Here is an 18952-nt window from a genome sequence, read left to right on the forward strand (position 1 = left end):
GTTTGTGAATGTACTGATCGTCCACGCTCACCCCGAGCCGCAATCGTTCACCGCTGCCCTGCGTGACCAGGCCGTGGAAACCTTCCGCGCCCAGGGCCACCAGGTGCAGGTCAGCGACCTGTACGCCATGGGCTGGAACCCGGTGGCCAGTGCTGATGATTTCACCCAGCGCGAGAACCCCGAGTACCTGGTGTATGCCCTGGAGCAGCGCCAAGGGGTCAAGCGTGGCGCCATTGCCGCGGATATCCGGCAGGAGCTGGACAAGCTGCTGTGGGCCGACTTGCTGGTGCTGAACTTCCCGATCTTCTGGTTCTCGGCGCCGGCCATGCTCAAGGGCTGGATCGACCGCGTGCTGGTGTCGGGGGTGTGCTATGGCGGCAAGCGCTTCTACGACCAGGGCGGTTTGGCGGGCAAGAAAGCGCTGGTGACCGTGACCCTGGGCGGGCGCGAGCACATGTTTGGCGACGGGGCGATTCATGGGCCGCTGGAGGACATGCTGCGGCCGATCTTGCGCGGCACGCTGGCCTACGTGGGGTTCGAGGTGCTGCCGCCGTTCGTGGCCTGGCATGTGCCGTACATCAGTGACGAGGCGCGGCAGGTGTTCTTGCAGCAGTACCGGCAGCGCCTGGAGCAGCTCCCGGACGACCAGCCACTGGTGTTCCCGCGCCTGGAGCAGTTTGATGAGGCGCTTTACCCGCTGGCGTGATTGACTGTTCTGGCCCAATCGCCGGCAAGCCAGCTCTCATAGAACAACACATGACTCATTGGTTCGGCGAGGTTCTGTAGGAGCAGCCTTGTGCTGCGAAGAGGCCGGGGCTGACAAAGCCTGTCTATTGGCTGTACCGGCCTCTTCGCAGCACAAGGCTGCTCCTACAAAGGACGCGTCAGACGAGCGATATTGGTTCTCTGCGCGAAAGCGCAGCCCAAAGGGCTGGGCAATCTCCCACAGGGAAATCACAGGGCTTCAGGACTGTGGAGGACCTGTGGGAGCTGGCTTGCCGGCGATTGGGCCTGTGGCCTTCATACAAAATTCACCGGCAAAAAAAGCGACCACCCACACATTCGGGGTATGTCCCCCTTCGGCAAATCCCTCGATAGTGCCCCCATCGGCTCGATCCCGAGCACTCACACGATGGAGTTGCCATGCGCAAGGTACTGAAGGTGATTGGCGGTCTGCTGCTGGCGTCTGGCGCCAGCCTGGCCCAGGCGGCAGAGGTGGACAGCGGTAACACGTTGCGGTTGTACAACTGGACCGACTATATCGGCGAAACCACCCTGGCCGACTTCGAGAAGGCCACCGGCATCAAGGTCATCTACGACACCTTCGACGGCTACGAAACGGTGCAGACCAAACTGCTCACCGGCCGCTCCGGCTACGACCTGGTCATGCTCAACGCTTCCCTGGTCCCCCCGCTGATCAGCGCCGGGGTGTTCCAGGCGCTGGACAAGCGGCAACTGCCCAGTTGGCACAACCTCGACCAGCAGGTGGTGAACAACCTGCAAGGCTACGACCCCGGCCTGAAATACTCGGCGCCCTACACTTGGGGCAGCTCGGGGGTGACCTACAACGTCGACAAGATCACCGCGCGCATGCCCGATGCCCCCATCGGCTCGCTGGCCATGCTGTTCGACCCCAGGATCGTCTCGCGCTTCGCCGACTGTGGCGTCACCCTGATGGACGCGCCGACCGAAGTCATCCCGCTGGCCCTGCAGTACCTGGGCAAGGACCCACGCAGCGCATCACCGGCCGACCTCAAGGCGGCCGAACAACTGCTGTTGGGCATTCGCCCCTACATTCGCAAGTTCGATTCGGTCAACTACCTCACCAGCCTGCCCAACGGCGATGTCTGCCTGGCCCTGACCTGGTCCGGCGACTACGCCACCGCCCAGGCCCGCGCGGTGGAAGCGAAGAAGGACATCAAGCTGTCGTTCTTCATCCCCCAGGAAGGCTCGCTGATCTGGTTCGACAATCTGTACATCCCCAAGGATGCGCCGCACGCAGCCAACGCCCACCGCTTCATCGAGTTCCTGCTGCAGCCGCAGACCATGGCCAAGGTCACCGACTACATCCACTACGCCAACAGCAACGCCGCCGCCACGGCGCTGGTGCGCGACGAGATCCGCCAGGACCCGGCCATCTACCCCGACGCGCAAACCCGCGAGCGCCTGTTCGCGCAGAAAACCCAGAGCCCGAAGGACATGCGCGCCATCACCCGGGTCTGGAGCACGGTCAAGACCGGTTTCTGAACACTGCCCAACGATCACTGCCAAGGAGCTGCCCATGGCCACCCCAAGCAAAGCATTCGCCATTGCCCACGACCCGCTGGTGGAAGCCGACAAGGCCCACTACATGCACGGCTACCACGTGTTCGACGAGCACCGCGAGCAAGGCGCGCTGAACATCGTTGCCGGCGAGGGCGCCTACATCCGCGATACCCACGGCAACCGCTTCCTCGATGCCGTCGGCGGCATGTGGTGCACCAACATTGGTCTGGGCCGCGAGGAAATGGCCCTGGCCATCGCCGACCAGGTACGCCAGCTTGCCTATTCCAACCCGTTCTCCGACATGGCCAACGATGTGGCCATCGAGCTGTGCCAGAAGCTTGCGCAGCTGGCGCCGGGTGACCTGAACCATGTGTTCCTCACCACCGGCGGCTCGACCGCGGTCGACACTGCCTACCGGCTGATCCAGTACTACCAGAACTGCCGTGGCAAGCCGCACAAGAAGCACATCATCGCCCGCTACAACGCCTACCACGGCTCCACCACGCTGACCATGTCGATTGGCAACAAGGCCGCTGACCGGGTGCCGGAGTTCGATTATCACCACGACCTGATCCACCACGTGTCCAACCCCAACCCGTATCGCGCCCCGCACGACATGGACGAGGCCGAGTTCCTCGACTTCCTGGTGGCCGAGTTCGAGGACAAGATTCTCTCGCTGGGGGCCGACAACGTGGCGGCGTTCTTCGCCGAGCCGATCATGGGCTCGGGCGGGGTGATCATTCCGCCCAAGGGCTACTTCCAGCGCATGTGGCAGCTGTGCCAGACCTACGACATCCTGTTCGTCGCCGACGAAGTGGTGACTTCGTTCGGGCGCCTGGGCACCTTCTTCGCCAGCGAGGAACTGTTCGGCGTAACCCCCGACCTCATCACTACCGCCAAGGGCCTGACCTCGGCCTACCTGCCGCTGGGGGCGTGCATCTTCTCCGAGCGCATCTGGCAGGTGATCGCCGAGCCGGGCAAGGGCCGCTGCTTCACCCACGGCTTCACCTACAGTGGCCACCCGGTGTGCTGCACCGCGGCGCTGAAGAACATCGAGATCATCGAACGCGAGCATTTGCTGGAGCACGTCAAGGACGTTGGCGGCTACCTGGAACAGCGCCTGCAAAGCCTGCGCGAGCTGCCGCTGGTGGGGGATGTGCGCTGCATGAAGCTGATGGCCTGTGTCGAGTTCGTTGCCGACAAGGCCAGCAAGGCGCTGTTTGCGGACGAGGTGAACATTGGCGAACGCATCCACAGCAAGGCCCAGGCCAAAGGGCTGCTGGTGCGGCCGATCATGCACCTGAACGTGATGTCGCCGCCGTTGATCATTACCCATGCGCAAGTGGACGAGATCGTCGAAACCCTGCGCCAGTGCATCATCGAAACCGCGCGCGAACTCACGGCGCTTGGCCTGTACCAGGGCCGATGAATCTGGCGCAAAGGGCTGTGCGCGGGCGTGCCTGGCAGGCTAGACTGCCGGGCATGACCCAGGCCTCTCCCGACACCCCGCTTACCCTTTCACTGGGCGCGCTGCAGCAATGGCATGCGGCGCTGCAGCGCGCACTGGCCCACAGCGAAACGCCCGAGGCGCTGGCGCATGTGGCAGCCGCCATCGGCCAGCTGGTGCAGGTGGAATCGATGATGATCAGCCTCGAGTGCCAGGGGCGGGCACCGCAACTGTTGTACCAGCAAGGCATCCCCGACCTGCACCGCGCCGCCGTGCTGGAGCGCTACTTCACTGCCGGCTACCTGCTCGACCCGTTCTGCCTGGCCGTGCAGAGCGGCCTGGCCGAGGGCTTCTATCACCTGCAGGAAATCGCCCCGGACAACTTCTTCGACAGCGACTACTACAAGGCCTACTACCTGGGTACCGGTTGCAGTGAAGACAGCTACTACATCGTCGACCTCAGCGCTGGCCGCAAGTTGTCGCTTAGCCTGTTCCAGGGCCGCAGCGGCACACGGCTGAGTACGGGGCAGATCGACCTGCTGCGTGCGCTGGAGCCGATGGTACGCGAGCTGCTGGGGCGCTACGCCCGGCACCATCTGGAGCCCGGCCCCGCTTCGGCGGAGCGTGGCAGCCTGCAGGCGGCGTTCGACAGTTTCGGCTGCCAGGTGCTGACCGACCGTGAGCGGGAGGTGGCGCACATGATCTTGCGTGGGCATTCGGTGAAGTCCACCGCGCTGGAGCTGGGCATCTCGCCGGAAACCGTACGCATGCACCGCAAGAACCTGTACCTGAAGCTGGAGATCAACTCGCAGTCGGAGTTGTTTGCGCGGTTTATCGACTGGCTGCGCGGTGATCGCCTGGCGGTCTAGCAGCAAAGGAGCAACTGCCTTGCTCACTATTTGAAAGCTGGCGCGATCCCTGTGGGAGCGGGTTCACCCGCGAAGCAGACACCGCGGTGGATGGCACGGGCTTCGCCCGTGTTCGCGGGTGAACCCGCTCCCACAGGTATAGCGCTGCCCCCCAATAACTCTCAGCCCCTGCCTTTAGCCAGATAGGCCGCAAACTCCGCGTCCGGCACCATGCTGCCACCGGTCCCCCACACCAGATGCGTAGCCCGGCCCATGCGCCCGGCCGACAGGCCCATGCGCGCCAGGTACTCAGGCGCTTCAAGCACCCTGACCATGCCCGGCATCCCCGCCAGCGCCGAAGGCTCCAGCCGCGCATTCTCCTGGTCATGGGCCAGCACCAACAGCCGGTACAGCGCCTCATCGCTGACCGTGTAATAACCATCGAGCAAACGCTGCATCGCCTTGCCGACAAAGCCGGAAGGGCGGCCCACCGCCAGGCCGTCGGCGGCGGTCAGGTTGTCGATGCCGAAATCCTGCACGCTGGTGGCGTCATGCAAACCGCTGTACACCCCCAGGAACATGCAGGGCGAGTGGGTGGGCTCGGCGAAGATGCAGTGCACATGGTCGCCCCAGATCAGCTTCAGGCCGAACGCCACGCCACCGGGGCCACCGCCGACCCCGCAGGGCAGGTAGACAAACAAGGGGTGCTCGGCATCTGCCTTGATGCCCGCGGCTTCGAACTGGGCGGCCAGCCGCTCGGCCGCCACGGCATAGCCGAGGAACAGGTGTGGCGAGTTCTCGTCGTCGACGAAGTAGCAGCCCGGGTCCGCCGCCGCCTGCTGGCGCCCTTGCTCCACCGCCACACTGTAGTCGCTTTCGTACTCGACCACGTTCACGCCATGGGCGCGCAGCTTGTCCTTCTTCCACTGGCGGGCATCGGCCGACATGTGCACGGTGGCCTGGAAGCCAAGCCTGGCGCTCATGATGCCGATCGACAGGCCGAGGTTGCCGGTCGAGCCGACCGCAACCTTGTACTGGCTGAAGAATTGCCGGGCCTGGTCGCTGGCCAGTTCCCGGTAATCGCTGTCGAGGCTGATCAGGCCGGCTGCCAGGGCAAGGTCTTCGGCATGCTTGAGCACTTCATGAATACCGCCGCGGGCCTTGATCGAGCCAGAGATCGGCAGCTCGCTGTCGGCCTTGAGCCAAAGTGAACCGCTGGCAGGCAGGCCCGCTGCCTGCAGCAAGGTGGCGTGCAGGGTGGGCAGCGGGCGCAGTGGCGACTCGATGATGCCGCCGGTGGCAGCGGTATCCGGGAACACGCTGGCCAGGTAGGGGGCAAAGCGTGCCAGGCGGGCACTGGCAGCACTGACATCGGCGGCGCTCAAACCGACGTCGGCCAGGGCCTGGGCGGCAGGGGCAATGTGCGGGTTGAACCAACGGGTTTCGCGCAGGGCCACCAGGTCGTCGATCAGGGGGTGGGAGCTGCACCATGCTTGCAGTGTTTTGCCGTGAATCATGCTGGTTTTTCCTGTTGTGCAATCAATGTCAGGCAGCGCTGCACGATCGGGCTCACATCGCCCTTGCGTCGGCTGAGGATGATCGGGCTGACGGCGCCGTTGTCGTGCAGGCTTACATATTCGATATCGGTGCGGTGCTGCTGTTGCACCGACGCCGGCACCAGGGTCACGCCTACGCCGACGGCCACCAGACCGATGGCGGTCTGCAGTTCGTTGGCCCATTGGCTGACGCGGATGCTCATGCCGTGGTGGGCGAACAGTGCCAGCACATGGTCGGCATAGCTGGGCCGCGGGTTGGCCGGGTAGAGGATGAACGCCTCGCCAGCCAGCTGGGCAAGTGTAAGCGGGCTGCTCGCCAGCGGGTGACCCTTGGGCAATACCGCCACCAGCGGGTCCTCGCACAGCACTTGCTGGTGAATGGCCGGGTCATCGATACGAATGCGCCCGAAGGCGATGTCGATGCGCCCGCTTTTCAGCGCCTCCACCTGCTGCAGCGTGGTCATCTCGTTGAGGCCCAGTTCCAGCTCGCTGTCCTGGCGCAGCTCGCGGATCAGCTCCGGCAGCACCTTGTACAGGGTCGACGGGGCGAAGCCGATCCCCAGCCACTGGCGCTGGCCCTGGCCGATGCGACGGGTGTTGTCGCTGATGTTCTGCAGCTGCTGCAGCACGGTACAGCTCTGTTCGTAGAAGAAGCGACCCGCCTCCGTCAGCCGCAGCGGGCGCTCGCGCACTACCAGCAAGGTACCGAGCTGGTCCTCGAGTTGGCTGATCTGCCGGCTCAGCGGCGGCTGGGCAATGTGCAGCAGCTCGGCGGCGCGAGTGAAGTTCAGGGTTTCGGCCAGGACCTTGAAGTAACGCAAGTGGCGCAGCTCCATCAGACCTCCAGGGTATGGTGGGAGATTCATTCGATATTGGACGGCTATCAGGGTCTCGCGCAATCCTTGAACAAGCAAGTAAATGCACCACTCGGGCCTGCGGCTGGCAGCCCGAAACAACGGGACCTGGCAACAATGACAAGCGTGCTGATTGAACGTATCGAGGCAATTATCGTCGACCTGCCGACCATTCGCCCGCACAAGCTGGCGATGCACACCATGCAGCAGCAGACCCTTGTGGTATTGCGTGTTCGCTGCAGTGATGGCGTGGAAGGCATCGGCGAGGCCACCACCATCGGCGGCCTGGCCTATGGCTACGAAAGCCCGGAGGGCATCAAGGCCAACATCGATGCGCACCTGGCGCCGGCGCTGGTTGGCTTGCCGGCTGACAACATCAACGCCGCCATGCTCAAGCTGGACAAGCTGGCCAAGGGCAATACCTTCGCCAAGTCGGGTATCGAAAGCGCCTTGCTCGATGCACAGGGCAAACGCCTGGGCCTGCCGGTCAGCGAACTGCTGGGTGGCCGCGTGCGCGACAGCCTGGAAGTGGCCTGGACCTTGGCCAGCGGCGATACCGCCCGCGACATCGCCGAAGCCCAGCACATGCTGGAGATTCGTCGGCATCGGGTGTTCAAGCTGAAGATCGGCGCCAACCCGTTGGCCCAGGACCTCAAGCACGTGGTGGCGATCAAGCGCGAGCTGGGCGACAGCGCCAGCGTGCGGGTCGACGTCAACCAGTACTGGGACGAATCCCAGGCCATCCGTGCCTGCCAGGTGCTTGGCGAAAACGGCATCGACCTGATCGAGCAACCGATTTCGCGTATCAACCGCAGCGGCCAGGTGCGCCTGAACCAGCGCAGCCCGGCACCGATCATGGCCGACGAGTCGATCGAAAGCGTCGAGGACGCCTTCAGCCTGGCTGCCGACGGCGCGGCCAGCATCTTCGCCCTGAAAATAGCCAAGAACGGCGGCCCGCGTGCCGTACTGCGTACCGCGCAAATCGCCGAGGCTGCCGGCATCGCCTTGTATGGCGGGACCATGCTCGAAGGCTCGATCGGCACCCTGGCTTCGGCTCATGCCTTCCTGACCCTGCGCCAGCTCACCTGGGGCACCGAGCTGTTCGGGCCGCTGCTGCTGACCGAAGAAATCGTCAACGAGCCGCCGCAATACCGCGACTTCCAGCTGCACATTCCACGCACCCCAGGCCTGGGCCTGACCCTGGACGAACAGCGCCTGGCGCGTTTCGCCCGTGTTCGCGGGTAAACCCGCTCCCACAGTGTTCGCGCCAAATCAGAGAAAGGAGAAACCAGCATGCTGTTCCACGTGAAGATGACCGTGAAACTGCCGGTCGACATGGACCCGGCCAAGGCCGCCCGGCTCAAGGCCGACGAAAAGGAACTGGCCCAGCGTCTGCAGCGCGAAGGCACCTGGCGCCACCTGTGGCGCATTGCCGGGCACTACGCCAACTACAGCGTGTTCGATGTACCCAGCGTCGAGGCGCTGCACGACACCCTGATGCAGCTGCCGCTGTTCCCGTACATGGACATCGAAGTCGACGGCCTGTGCCGGCACCCCTCGTCGATTCACAGCGACGACCGCTGAGTCGCACCTGTCTACCTGACAAGAACAAGATGAGGCAAGCACGATGACCGTGAAAATTTCCCACACTGCCGATGTTCAGGCGTTCTTCAAGGAAGTGGCCGGCCTGGGCCATGCCGAAGGCAACCCACGCTTCAAGCAGATCATCCTGCGTGTGATGCAGGACACTGCACGCCTGGTCGAAGACCTGGAAATCACCGAAGACGAGTTCTGGCATGCCGTCGACTACCTCAACCGCCTGGGTGGCCGTAACGAAGCCGGCCTGCTGGCGGCGGGCCTGGGCATCGAGCACTTCCTCGACCTGTTGCAGGACGCCAAGGACGCCGAAGCCGGCCTGACTGGCGGCACCCCGCGCACCATCGAAGGCCCGCTGTATGTGGCAGGCGCGCCGCTGGCGCACGGTGAAACGCGCATGGATGACGGCAGCGACCCGGGCGTGGTGATGTTCCTCCAGGGCCAGGTGTTCGATGCCGAAGGCAAGCCGTTGGCCGGCGCCACCGTTGACCTGTGGCACGCCAACACCCAGGGCACCTATTCGTACTTCGACGCCAGCCAGTCCGAGTACAACCTGCGCCGGCGCATCATCACCGATGCCGAAGGGCGCTACCGCGCACGCTCCATCGTGCCGTCGGGGTACGGTTGCGACCCGCAGGGGCCAACCCAGGAATGCCTGGACTTGCTCGGTCGCCACGGCCAGCGCCCGGCGCACGTGCACTTCTTCATCTCTGCGCCCGGGCACCGGCACCTGACCACGCAGATAAACCTGGCCGGGGACAAGTACCTGTGGGATGACTTTGCCTATGCCACCCGTGACGGGCTGGTCGGCGAGCTGCGCTTTGTCGAGGATGCTGCGGCAGCGCGTGCTCGCGGCGTAGAGGGTGAGCGCTTTGCCGAGCTGGCGTTCGACTTCCATCTGCAGGCGGCCAAGGCGCCAGACGCCGAGGCACGCAGCCACCGCCCGCGTGCGTTGCAAAACAGTTGAGCCCTATCAATCGATGACTGGTTTTTGCCTGGGCCTTTCCGTGCGGGGAGGGCCTGGGCTTTTTGCTGCCAGGGGCGGTTGATCTAGAATCCGCCTTTTTACCCGAGCCCCTCACCATGCTGCCCATCGAATTGTTGGCAACCACTGCCGACCAGGCCCCGCTGATTCGCAACCTCTATCAGTTCTACGCCTACGAGTCCTCGGACTGGGAGCAGGAAGACGTCGAAGTGGACGGCCGCTTCTATATCCATGACGAGCACCTGCAACGTTACTGGGGGGCCGATGGCTGGGGCGCGTACCTGGTGCTGGCAGACGGTTTCATCGCCGGTTTCGTGCTGGTCGAACGCAGCGAGCTGCCGGGCATCGACGCGTTCGAACTGGCTGACCTGTTCATCCTGAAAAAGTACCGCCGACAGGGCATCGGCCGGGCGGTGGCATTGCAACTGCTGGGCGGCGAGGGCGACTGGCTGATGCGCTGTTACGCACAGGACATGCCTGCCGTGGCCTTCTGCAATGCCGTGCTGGCCGAGCTGTCGCGCCCGGCGCAGCCCATAGCCCTGGATGACGAACCGGGCTTGCTCAATTTTCTGGTCACGGGCGCCCGCCATTGAGGGGGTCGCCAGCCTTCGTTCGCTAATTGAAGGGATCGTGGCTTTTTGTGAGCTACTTCACAAAGTCGTCGTCGAAGGCATAATGCCACCAATCCTTTTCATGCCTTTCGAAGGCCCAGGTAAAGTTCATGTCGCTAGTCGCAAGCCCCGACATCATGTACCGGCTGTTGATCCAGAGCGTGGTGGACTATGCCTTCTACCTGCTCACCCCCGAAGGTATCGTCGCCAACTGGAACCCCGGCGCCCAGCGCGCCAAGGGCTACCTGGCCGAGGAGATCGTCGGCAAACACTACTCGTTGTTCTACACCGATGCCGAGCGCGCCGCCGGGCTGCCGGCGCTGAACCTTGAGCAGGCCCGCAGCACCGGGCGCTTCGAAGAGATCGGTTCGCGCCTGCGCAAGGACGGCACGGTCTTCCATGCCCATGTGGTGATCGACGCGGTGTACGACGATGCCGGGCAACTGGTGGGTTTTGCCAAGGTAACCCGCGACATTTCCGAGCGTCACCGGCAAGAGCTGGAACTGCTGCAGGCCAAGGAGCTGGCCGAGCAGTACAGCCAGGAAATGGCCAAGCTGTCGCAGTTCCTTGATTCGGTGATTGCCAACATCCCCGCCAGCGTCATTGTCCAGGACCTGGAGAGCCAGCGCATCCTGCTGGCCAACCAGCAGGCCGAACGCCTGTTCGGCGGGCCGCAGCGCAGCATGATCGGGCAGTTGCCCGGCGAGTGCCTGGCACCGGGCGTTGCCGGTTACCTGGAACAGCAACTGGCCCGTGGCGCCCGCAGCACCAAGGGGCATGCTGCCGAAACCCGGGTCGACACGGCCTGTGGCCCGCGCACCCTGCGCAGCCGCACCTTGCTCAGCCAGAACCGTGAAGGCCAGGCCGACTATGTGTTGTTCGTTGCCGAAGATGCCACCGAAGAGCTGGCCGCCCACGCGCAGATCCACCACATGGCGCACCACGATGCGTTGACCGGGCTGCCCAACCGCACCCTTTTCAACGAACGCCTGCGCCAGGCCCTGGTGCGTGACAGCGAGCACGCCAAGCTGACCGCCGCACTGTGCCTGGACCTGGACAACTTCAAGAACATCAACGATTCGCTGGGCCACGCCTTTGGCGACAAGCTGCTGCGCGCGCTGGGCAAGCGTCTGCGCCGCGAGCTGCGCGAGCACGACACCCTGGCCCGCCTGGGCGGCGACGAGTTTGCGGTGGTGCTGACCGGCCTGGAAGGCCGGGAGGCCGCATGCAACACTGCGCAGCGCCTGATCAACGCGATCTGCCCACCGTTCCAGATCGAGGGGCACCAGTTCACGGTGGGGGTGAGCATCGGCATTGCCATTGCGCCGGAAGACAGCGACCAGGCCGAGCAACTGCTGGGCTACGCCGACATGGCGCTGTACGAGGCCAAGCGCAACGGTCGCAACCGCTACGAGTGCTTCAGCGTCGAACTGGACGTCGCCGCCCGCCAGCGCCGCCTGGTGGAAACCGACCTGCGCACTGCGCTGCACCTGGGCCAGTTGCAGCTGCACTACCAGCCGGTGGTCGACCAGCAGACCAGCAGCGTTACCGGCTATGAGGCGTTGCTGCGCTGGGAGCACCCGACCCGTGGCATGGTCATGCCCATGGACTTCATCCCCATCGCCGAGGAAACCGGGCTGATCCACGAACTGGGCACCCGGGCGCTGAACCTGGCCTGCCAGGAGGCGGCCAGCTGGGACAGCGAGCAGACGGTGTCGGTCAACCTGTCGGCGGTGCAGTTCAAGAATGCCAACCTGGTGCACACCGTGGCCCTGGCGCTGGCCGACTCCGGCCTGCCGCCACAGCGGTTGGAGCTGGAGGTCACCGAGTCGGTGCTGCTGGGCAACAGCGAGGAAAACGTGCGTACCCTGCGTGCACTGAAGGACCTGGGCGTGTCCATTTCGCTGGACGATTTCGGCACCGGGTACTCCTCGCTGGGTTACCTGCGTTCGTTCCCGTTCGACCGGATCAAGATCGACAAGTCGTTCGTGCATGACATGTGCGACAGCCGCGAGGCAATGTCGATCATTCGCGCCATTACCGACCTGTCCAACAGCCTGATGATCAAGACCACGGCCGAGGGGGTGGAGTCGGAGGAGCAGATGCGCCGGTTGGTGGCGGAGGGGTGCTCGCACTTCCAGGGCTACCTGTATGGGCGACCGGCACCGGCGAACGAGCGGTTGAAGCAAGTCGTGACGCCGGCATAGTGCCCTTGCGCGGGCCTGCAGAATCACCGCAGCCGATCGGCCCGGCGCAGTACCTGTGGGAGCGGGTTCACCCGCGAAGCAGGCGACACGGTGGCTGGCACCGGCTGCGCCGATGTTCGCGGGTGAACCCGCTCCCACATGGGCCGTGCAAGCTTTCAAGGCTTGATCAAGGCTTAGCTGTTCCAGTCTGGCGCAAACGCCGGGCTCACCACCCGCTGGTCCTTCGGCAACCCGGCGATCGCCGCGCGGTCCTCGTCATCCAGTTGCACGTTCGACGCTGCCAGGTTGGCCAGCTGGTTCTCGCGGCTGCCGGCCTTGGGGATCACCGCCACGCCGTCCTGGTCCAGCAACCACTTCAGCGCCACCTGGCTGGGCAGTACGCCATGCTTGCGGGCGATCGCCTGGATCACCGGCTGCGCCGCCGCCTGCCCACGGGCCAGCGGGGTGTAGGCGGTGAGCAGCAGGTCGTGGCGGCGGGCATAGTCCAGCAGCGGTTGCTGGCCGAGCAGCACGTGGTATTCCACCTGGATTGCCGACAATGGCGCGCCCAGGGTTTCCACCACCTGGCGCAGCAGCCCCAGCGGGAAGTTGGCCACGCCGATGCTGCGCGCCTTGCCCTCGTCACGCAGGGCCACCAGGGTTTCGATGCTGCGGGCCAGGTCCCAGTCCTGGCTGGGCCAGTGGATGTGGAACAGGTCGACCTGCTCGGTACCCAGGGCGCGCAGGCTGTCCTCCAGCGACTGGCGCATGGCCTTGGGCGTCAGGCGATCCCACCATACCTTGGTGGTCAGGTGAATCTGCTCGCGCGGTACATCGCTTTCGCGCAGTGCCTGGCCGACGGCGGCTTCGTTGTCATAGGCAGTGGCAGTGTCTATGTGCCGGTAACCCAATTCAAGCGCCTGGCGCACGGCCTGGGTGCACTCGCTGCCGGTCATTGGCCAGGTGCCCAGGCCGATCGCGGGCAGGGCCAGGCCGTTACGGGTGGTGAGCCTTTGCATGTAAATTCCTTGTAGGGTGTGCAGGGTTCGCATTCGATGGTCGACGATCAGTACGGTACGGGCCATGCGCGTGGGGCGGAAAGTGGTCGATCAGCGAACAGAAATTGCAGTCGGCCTTGGCTGGCGGCGATTGAACTTCCTTATTCTTCGGCATCTCTTCTAAAATCCGAGCTGTTGCATCCGCCAGGCAACGCCTGCGCGGCCTTCACTGGGCGCCGCATCAAGCCGCGCCGTCATCGAGAGTGCCATGAGTTCCAGCACACCGCTGTCCGGAGTCAACCAACCCCTGCGCGGCATCGCCCTGGTGGTGGTGGCGACGTTCCTGTTTGCCAGTCACGATGCCCTGTCCAAGTTCCTGGGCGGTCTGTACCCGATCATCATGGTGGTGTGGGCGCGGTATGTGGTGCACACGCTGCTGATGGCCGGCATCTTCCTGCCCAAGGCCGGCCTCAACGTGCTGCGCACTCGCCGCCCTCTGTTGCAGACGTTACGCGCCCTGAGCCTGCTGAGTACCAGCCTGCTGTTCACCACAGGCCTGCAGTACCTGCCACTGGCCGAGGCCACGGCGGTCAACTTCCTTGCCCCGGTGCTGGTCACTGCGCTGTCGGCGCCACTGCTGAAGGAGCGGGTGACGGTGGGGCAGTGGGTGGCGGTGGTGATGGGCTTCATCGGCGTGCTGGTGGTGGTGCACCCGGGCGGGGCGATGTTCACTCCGGCCATCCTGTATCCGTTTGGTTCGGCGCTGGGCTTCTGCTTCTATCAGTTGCTGACGCGCATCCTGGCCGCGCACGACAGCCCGACCACCAGCAATTTCTATGCGGGGTTGTGCAACACCCTGGCGATGAGTGCATTGGTGCCGTTCTTCTGGGAGATGCCGCGTTGGGACCATGCGCTGCTGATGCTGGCGCTGGGGGGCTTTGGCATGACGGCGCACCTGCTGCTGACCCAGGCCTTCCGCCATGCGGCACCTGCCTTGCTGGCGCCATTCAGCTATTGCCAGATCGTGTTCGCCGGGTTGCTTGGGTTGGTTGTCTACAACCAGGTGCCGGACACCCTGAGCCTGGTGGGCATCTCGGTGATCTGCCTCAGCGGGCTGGGGGCGGCGTGGATGCAGCGGGGTAAGTGACAACCTGTAGTGGCCTCTTCGCGGGTAAACCCGCTCCCACAGGTACAGCGCAGTCCGCGGACAGGGCGCTGTATCTGTGGGAGCGGGTTCACCCGCGAAGGGGCCCTCAAACGCGACCCTTCAACAACGCCTGCAATGAATCGTCAAAGTCGCGCAAGGCATCCGCCTGCACCGCCCGCTCATCCTCGACCACCCGCGCCACATCGCCCAGGCTTTTGCTGGCCCGCCCCTCAGCGCGGCCGATATAGGTCAACTGGTCATCGAAAAAGCGCGCTACCACCCGGCTTTCGATCTCCGCACTGGCCAAACGGCTCTCGGTGTCCAGCAGCACGATCACGTCCGGGTGGTCGCCCAGCAGTGTGTCCAGGTCGTCATAGAAAGTCACTTCGGCAAACTGCTGCGCCAGTGACCGCGCCAGCCAGTCATACGCCTGGCTTTCGCTGCCCAGGGTCGCAACAGGGACACGTTGGCCATGGGCCGGTGCGCCTGCCTGGGTGCGATGGCTGCCGAGGTATTCGAGGGTTGCTTCGGCATCACGCCCCAGCAGTACCGCCACCCGTTGGCCAGGGGCCAGGGCGACACTGGAAATGGCCGTGGCCGAATAGAAGTGCCCGTAAGGCTGCGTGTCGGTAGCTGCCGGGCTGGCACAACCGCCAAGGGCGGCCAGCAAGGCGAGCAGGGCAGCGATCATGCCGGTTTTCATGGGAGGCCTCATCAATCGGTGAATGCCGCCATCTTCCGGCCGGGCTGGCCGCAGCGGAACTTGATGGCATTCATGGTGGCTATCGATGAGGTCGATGCATCACTGTGTGGCCATGAACTGCAGGATGCGCTCGCGCAGCCAGCGCTCGGCCGGGTCATTGTCCTGGGCACCGCTCCAGACCATCGACAGTTCGGCCTCGGTGATGTCGAACGGCGCCGGGTCGGCGCGCAGGCTGCCGTCGTCGGCCAGGGCACAGGCGGCATAGTCCGGCACCGTGGCGATCAGCTCGGTGTTGCGCAGCAGGGCACGCAGGCTGCCGAACTGCGGCACTGCCAGCACCACCTTGCGGCAGCGGCCGATGCGCGCCAGGTCGAGGTCGATATTGCCGCTCATGTCGCCGGAGAACGACACCATCACATGCGGGCGGGCGCAGTATTCGTCGAGGGTCAGCGGGCCCGGGCGGTCATCGGCGCGCAGCACCCGCACGCCGATGTTGCGCAGCTTGCGGCGCTTGGCGGTGGCCGGCAGGTCCGTGGTGTAGCTCACGCCCACCGAAATTTCGCCGCTGGCCAGCAGCCCCGGCATCAGCAGGAAGTTGGCCCGGCGCACCACCACACTGATATTCGGGGCCTCTTCGCGCAGCGCCTGCAGCAGGGCCGGGAACAGGCCGAATTCGGCATCGTCCGACAGGCCCAGGCGGAACACGTTGCAGCTGTTGACCGGGTCGAACTCGCGGGCGCGGCTGATGGCGGCGGAAATCACATCCATGGCCGGCCCCAGCTCGGCGAAGATCTGCATGGCCCGTGGCGTGGGCTCCATGGCCCGGCCGTTGCGGATCAGCAGCGGGTCGTCGAACAGCTCACGCAGGCGGGCGAGGGCGGCGCTGACGGTGGACTGGGTAATGAACAGCTTTTCGCCGACCCGGGTCAGGTTGCGTTCGATCATCAGGGCTTCGAACAGTACCAGCAGGTTCATGTCGACGCGGCGCAGGTCGTTGCGATTCATGAGGGTACGGGTTCCGGGTTGGAAGGGTTGGCGTTGTATTGGAGCATGCGGACAGCTTGGTTGGCTTGTATGGATGTGCCGGCCTGTTCGCGGGCTCGAACCTGACAGAGCCAAGCTATCACCCCTCAATAGGCACTCTATTAGAACTCTGCCCAAGCTCGGCTAGTCTTTCCCCTGGCCCCGCGAATTCTGCCAGCGGGCGGCATGTCAGCACCTGTGTGCAAGACCACGCCAACCCCGTCATGACAGCTTCGCAAGCCCCGTGTAGACCTGATGAGGGGTAGCACGAGCCCACGCGCTCGGCTGAAAGAACACCTGGCATAGACCGGAAATCTGGATAACCGACCCAAAGGTACCCGCAGATGTCGAACGAATCGAAATGCCCGTTCCATCAAACCGCAGGTGGCGGCACCACCAACCGTGACTGGTGGCCTGACCAGCTCAACCTGAGAATTCTTCATCAACATTCCTCCAAATCCGACCCGATGGACCCGGATTTCGATTATGCCAAGGCGTTCAAGAGCCTCGACTTCCAGGCGCTGAAGAAAGACCTGACCGCCTTGATGACCGACTCCCAGGACTGGTGGCCCGCCGACTTCGGCCATTATGGCCCGTTGTTCATCCGCATGGCCTGGCACAGCGCCGGTACCTACCGCATCGGCGATGGCCGGGGTGGTGCGGGCTCTGGCCAGCAGCGCTTCGCCCCGCTCAACAGTTGGCCGGACAACGTCAGCCTGGACAAGGCCCGGCGGCTACTGTGGCCGATCAAGCAGAAGTACGGCAACAAGATCTCCTGGGCCGACCTGATCGTGCTCACCGGCAACGTCGCCCTCGAGTCCATGGGCTTCAAGACCTTCGGCTTCTCTGGCGGTCGTGCCGATGTGTGGGAGCCGGACGAAGATGTGTACTGGGGCTCGGAAAAGGTCTGGCTGGGCGGTGACACCCGCTACGGCAAGGCCCAGCCGCCCGGCAAGGGCGACCTGGTGGCGGAACCGGCCAAGCGCCCCGAGGAGCAGGGACGTACCCTGGAGGGCGAGCGCAACCTGGAAAACCCGCTGGCCGCCGTGCAGATGGGCCTGATCTACGTGAACCCGGAAGGCCCGGAGGGCAACCCCGACCCGGTAGCCTCGGGCAAGGACATCCGTGAAACCTTCGGCCGCATGGCCATGAACGATGAAGAAACCGTTGCGCTGATCGCAGGTGGCCACGCCTTTGGCAAGACCCACGGTGCCGGCCCTGCCGACAACGTCGGCCCCGAGCCGGAAGCAGCAGGCCTGGAGCTGCAGGGGTTGGGCTGGGCCAACAAGTTCGGCAGCGGCAAGGGTGGCGATACCATCACCAGCGGCCTGGAAGTGACCTGGACTTCCACCCCCACCCGATGGAGCAACGAATACCTCAACAACCTGTTCAACTTCGACTGGGAACTGACCAAGAGCCCGGCTGGTGCCCACCAGTGGCGGCCGAAGGAGGGCAAGGGGGCAGGCACCGTGCCGGATGCCCATGACCCAGCCAAGCGCCACGCGCCTTCCATGCTCACCTCCGACCTGGCGCTGCGTTTCGACCCGATCTACGAGCCGATCGCCCGCCGCTTCAAGGATAACCCTGACCAGCTGGCGGACGCCTTCGCCCGCGCCTGGTACAAGCTGATCCACCGCGACATGGGCCCATTGGCGCGCTATCTGGGCCCGGAAATGCCCAACGAAGAGCTGCTGTGGCAAGACCCGCTGCCGAAAGTGGATCACCCGCTGGTAGGCGAGCAGGACATTGCCGCGCTCAAGGCCAAGGTGCTGGCGGCGGGCCTGAGCGTTGGCGAGCTGGTGGCCACTGCCTGGGCAGCGGCGTCGACCTTCCGCGGTTCGGACAAGCGTGGCGGGGCCAATGGTGGCCGCCTGCGCCTGGCGCCGCAGAAGGATTGGGCGGCGAACCAGGGCACAGGCAAGGTGCTGGCGGCGCTGGAGAAAATCCAGGCCGAGTTCAATGCCGGTGGCAAGAAAATTTCCCTGGCCGACCTGATCGTTCTGGCCGGTGGCGCCGCAGTGGAAAAGGCTGCCAAGGACGCCGGGCACAATGTCAGCGTGGCGTTCCGCCCTGGGCGTGTCGATGCCTCCCAGGCGCAGACCGACGTCGAGTCGTTCGCCGTGCTGGAACCGCTGGCTGATGGCTTCCGCAACTTCACCAAGGCCCGCTACAGCGTCAAGGCCGAGAAACTGCTGCTGGACAAGGCCCAATTGCTGAACCTGACCGCGCCGGAACTGACCGTGCTGATCGGCGGCCTGCGTGTGCTCGGCGCCAACCATGGCGGCAGCCAACAGGGCGTGTTCACCGACAAGGTCGGTACCCTGAGCAACGACTTCTTCCGCAACTTGCTGGACATGGGCGTTGAGTGGAAGCCGACCTCGGCGGATAACGAAACCTTCGAAGGGCGTGATCGCAAGACCGGCCAGGTGAAGTGGACCGGTAGCCGGGTTGACCTGGTGTTCGGCTCCCATGCCCAGTTGCGGGCATTGAGCGAGGTGTACGGCAGCAGTGATGGCCGGGACAAGTTCGTGCGGGACTTTGTCGCGGCCTGGGAGAAGGTCATGGAGCTGGATCGTTTTGACCTGAAATAGCTTCGTCAGAAATGGGGGCGCTTTGCGCCCCTATCGCGACACAAGGCCGCTCCCACAGGTTCGGCGCCGCATGTGGATTCGGCGCTGGCTTGTAGGAGCGGCCTTGTGTCGCGACAGGGCTGCAAAGCAGCCCCATGCTATC

At 64.6% G+C, this 18952-nt stretch carries 16 protein-coding genes; 11 read left to right on the forward strand and 5 right to left on the reverse strand.

What is annotated here, in order from left to right:
• Positions 1-4 precede the first annotated feature (4 nt).
• The 4 genes from CAG18_RS06360 (at position 5) to CAG18_RS06375 (ending at position 4581) form a co-directional block, all read left to right on the forward strand.
• A complete protein-coding gene (locus CAG18_RS06360) occupies positions 5-706 on the forward strand; it encodes an NAD(P)H-dependent oxidoreductase (protein ID WP_085720691.1) in 702 nt (233 codons plus the stop codon).
• A 437-nt stretch (positions 707-1143) separates the two neighbouring features.
• The gene (locus CAG18_RS06365) at positions 1144-2247 is read left to right on the forward strand and encodes a polyamine ABC transporter substrate-binding protein (protein ID WP_015270762.1); all 1104 of its coding nucleotides are present in this window, start codon (positions 1144-1146) and stop codon (positions 2245-2247) included.
• Positions 2248-2281: 34 nt separating this feature from the next.
• Positions 2282-3694: an aminotransferase gene (locus CAG18_RS06370; RefSeq protein ID WP_085720624.1), complete on the forward strand. Its 1413-nt coding sequence runs from the start codon at positions 2282-2284 to the stop codon at positions 3692-3694.
• Between the two features lie 53 nt (positions 3695-3747).
• A complete protein-coding gene (locus tag CAG18_RS06375) occupies positions 3748-4581 on the forward strand; it encodes a helix-turn-helix transcriptional regulator (protein WP_256573340.1) in 834 nt (277 codons plus the stop codon).
• 161 nt (positions 4582-4742) lie between these two features.
• On the opposite strand, the gene CAG18_RS06385 is transcribed toward CAG18_RS06375, so the two are convergent.
• Positions 4743-6077 carry a D-serine ammonia-lyase gene (locus tag CAG18_RS06385; RefSeq protein WP_085720626.1) on the reverse strand — a complete coding sequence of 445 codons (1335 nt, stop codon included), beginning with the start codon at positions 6075-6077 and terminating at the stop codon, positions 4743-4745.
• Positions 6074-6952 (reverse strand): HTH-type transcriptional regulator CatR, encoded by an 879-nt coding sequence (gene catR, locus CAG18_RS06390; RefSeq protein WP_061303984.1) that lies wholly within the window; start codon positions 6950-6952, stop codon positions 6074-6076. Before catR ends, CAG18_RS06385 begins: the two co-directional genes overlap by 4 nt.
• A 135-nt stretch (positions 6953-7087) precedes the next feature.
• On the opposite strand from catR, the gene CAG18_RS06395 reads away from it, so the two are divergent.
• From CAG18_RS06395 to CAG18_RS06415, 5 genes are all read left to right on the forward strand, one after another.
• Complete coding sequence (locus CAG18_RS06395) at positions 7088-8215, forward strand: muconate cycloisomerase family protein (protein ID WP_015270757.1); 1128 nt, start codon at positions 7088-7090, stop codon at positions 8213-8215.
• 48 nt (positions 8216-8263) lie between these two features.
• Entirely contained in the window at positions 8264-8554 is a 291-nt protein-coding gene (gene catC, locus CAG18_RS06400; RefSeq protein ID WP_013973066.1) for a muconolactone Delta-isomerase, read from the forward strand.
• 43 nt (positions 8555-8597) lie between these two features.
• Complete coding sequence (gene catA / locus CAG18_RS06405; RefSeq protein ID WP_085720627.1) at positions 8598-9533, forward strand: catechol 1,2-dioxygenase; 936 nt, start codon at positions 8598-8600, stop codon at positions 9531-9533.
• Between the two features lie 116 nt (positions 9534-9649).
• Positions 9650-10144, forward strand: a complete 495-nt coding sequence (locus CAG18_RS06410; RefSeq protein ID WP_015270756.1) for a GNAT family N-acetyltransferase — start codon at positions 9650-9652, stop codon at positions 10142-10144.
• 128 nt (positions 10145-10272) lie between these two features.
• A complete protein-coding gene (locus CAG18_RS06415; protein WP_039613884.1) occupies positions 10273-12369 on the forward strand; it encodes a bifunctional diguanylate cyclase/phosphodiesterase in 2097 nt (698 codons plus the stop codon).
• A gap of 173 nt (positions 12370-12542) precedes the next feature.
• On the opposite strand, the gene CAG18_RS06420 is transcribed toward CAG18_RS06415, so the two are convergent.
• Positions 12543-13367, reverse strand: a complete 825-nt coding sequence (locus tag CAG18_RS06420; protein WP_085720628.1) for an aldo/keto reductase — start codon at positions 13365-13367, stop codon at positions 12543-12545.
• A gap of 247 nt (positions 13368-13614) precedes the next feature.
• On the opposite strand from CAG18_RS06420, the gene CAG18_RS06425 reads away from it, so the two are divergent.
• Positions 13615-14493 carry a DMT family transporter gene (locus tag CAG18_RS06425; RefSeq protein ID WP_085720629.1) on the forward strand — a complete coding sequence of 293 codons (879 nt, stop codon included), beginning with the start codon at positions 13615-13617 and terminating at the stop codon, positions 14491-14493.
• Between the two features lie 106 nt (positions 14494-14599).
• On the opposite strand, the gene CAG18_RS06435 is transcribed toward CAG18_RS06425, so the two are convergent.
• Both CAG18_RS06435 and CAG18_RS06440 read right to left on the reverse strand, forming a co-directional pair.
• Complete coding sequence (locus CAG18_RS06435) at positions 14600-15196, reverse strand: hypothetical protein (protein ID WP_039613882.1); 597 nt, start codon at positions 15194-15196, stop codon at positions 14600-14602.
• 99 nt (positions 15197-15295) lie between these two features.
• Complete coding sequence (locus CAG18_RS06440) at positions 15296-16201, reverse strand: LysR family transcriptional regulator (RefSeq protein ID WP_013973059.1); 906 nt, start codon at positions 16199-16201, stop codon at positions 15296-15298.
• Between the two features lie 362 nt (positions 16202-16563).
• Here CAG18_RS06440 and katG point away from each other — a divergent pair, with 362 nt between their 5' ends.
• A complete protein-coding gene (gene katG, locus CAG18_RS06445) occupies positions 16564-18810 on the forward strand; it encodes a catalase/peroxidase HPI (protein WP_085720630.1) in 2247 nt (748 codons plus the stop codon).
• The last annotated feature ends 142 nt before the right edge of the window (positions 18811-18952 follow it).

Source organism: Pseudomonas sp. B22(2017), assembly GCF_002113105.1.
Classification (GTDB): domain Bacteria; phylum Pseudomonadota; class Gammaproteobacteria; order Pseudomonadales; family Pseudomonadaceae; genus Aquipseudomonas; species Aquipseudomonas asiatica.

Coding starts and splice junctions, on each gene's coding strand:
- catC (WP_013973066.1), top strand. CDS start 8,264: ATGCTGTTCCACGTGAAGATGACCGTGAAACTGCCGGTCGACATGGAC.
- CAG18_RS06375 (WP_256573340.1), top strand. CDS start 3,748: ATGACCCAGGCCTCTCCCGACACCCCGCTTACCCTTTCACTGGGCGCG.
- catA (WP_085720627.1), top strand. CDS start 8,598: ATGACCGTGAAAATTTCCCACACTGCCGATGTTCAGGCGTTCTTCAAG.
- CAG18_RS06370 (WP_085720624.1), top strand. CDS start 2,282: ATGGCCACCCCAAGCAAAGCATTCGCCATTGCCCACGACCCGCTGGTG.
- CAG18_RS06385 (WP_085720626.1), bottom strand. CDS start 6,077: ATGATTCACGGCAAAACACTGCAAGCATGGTGCAGCTCCCACCCCCTG.
- CAG18_RS06410 (WP_015270756.1), top strand. CDS start 9,650: ATGCTGCCCATCGAATTGTTGGCAACCACTGCCGACCAGGCCCCGCTG.
- CAG18_RS06440 (WP_013973059.1), bottom strand. CDS start 16,201: ATGAATCGCAACGACCTGCGCCGCGTCGACATGAACCTGCTGGTACTG.
- CAG18_RS06425 (WP_085720629.1), top strand. CDS start 13,615: ATGAGTTCCAGCACACCGCTGTCCGGAGTCAACCAACCCCTGCGCGGC.
- CAG18_RS06420 (WP_085720628.1), bottom strand. CDS start 13,367: ATGCAAAGGCTCACCACCCGTAACGGCCTGGCCCTGCCCGCGATCGGC.
- catR (WP_061303984.1), bottom strand. CDS start 6,952: ATGGAGCTGCGCCACTTGCGTTACTTCAAGGTCCTGGCCGAAACCCTG.
- CAG18_RS06415 (WP_039613884.1), top strand. CDS start 10,273: ATGTCGCTAGTCGCAAGCCCCGACATCATGTACCGGCTGTTGATCCAG.
- CAG18_RS06435 (WP_039613882.1), bottom strand. CDS start 15,196: ATGAAAACCGGCATGATCGCTGCCCTGCTCGCCTTGCTGGCCGCCCTT.
- CAG18_RS06365 (WP_015270762.1), top strand. CDS start 1,144: ATGCGCAAGGTACTGAAGGTGATTGGCGGTCTGCTGCTGGCGTCTGGC.
- katG (WP_085720630.1), top strand. CDS start 16,564: ATGTCGAACGAATCGAAATGCCCGTTCCATCAAACCGCAGGTGGCGGC.
- CAG18_RS06395 (WP_015270757.1), top strand. CDS start 7,088: ATGACAAGCGTGCTGATTGAACGTATCGAGGCAATTATCGTCGACCTG.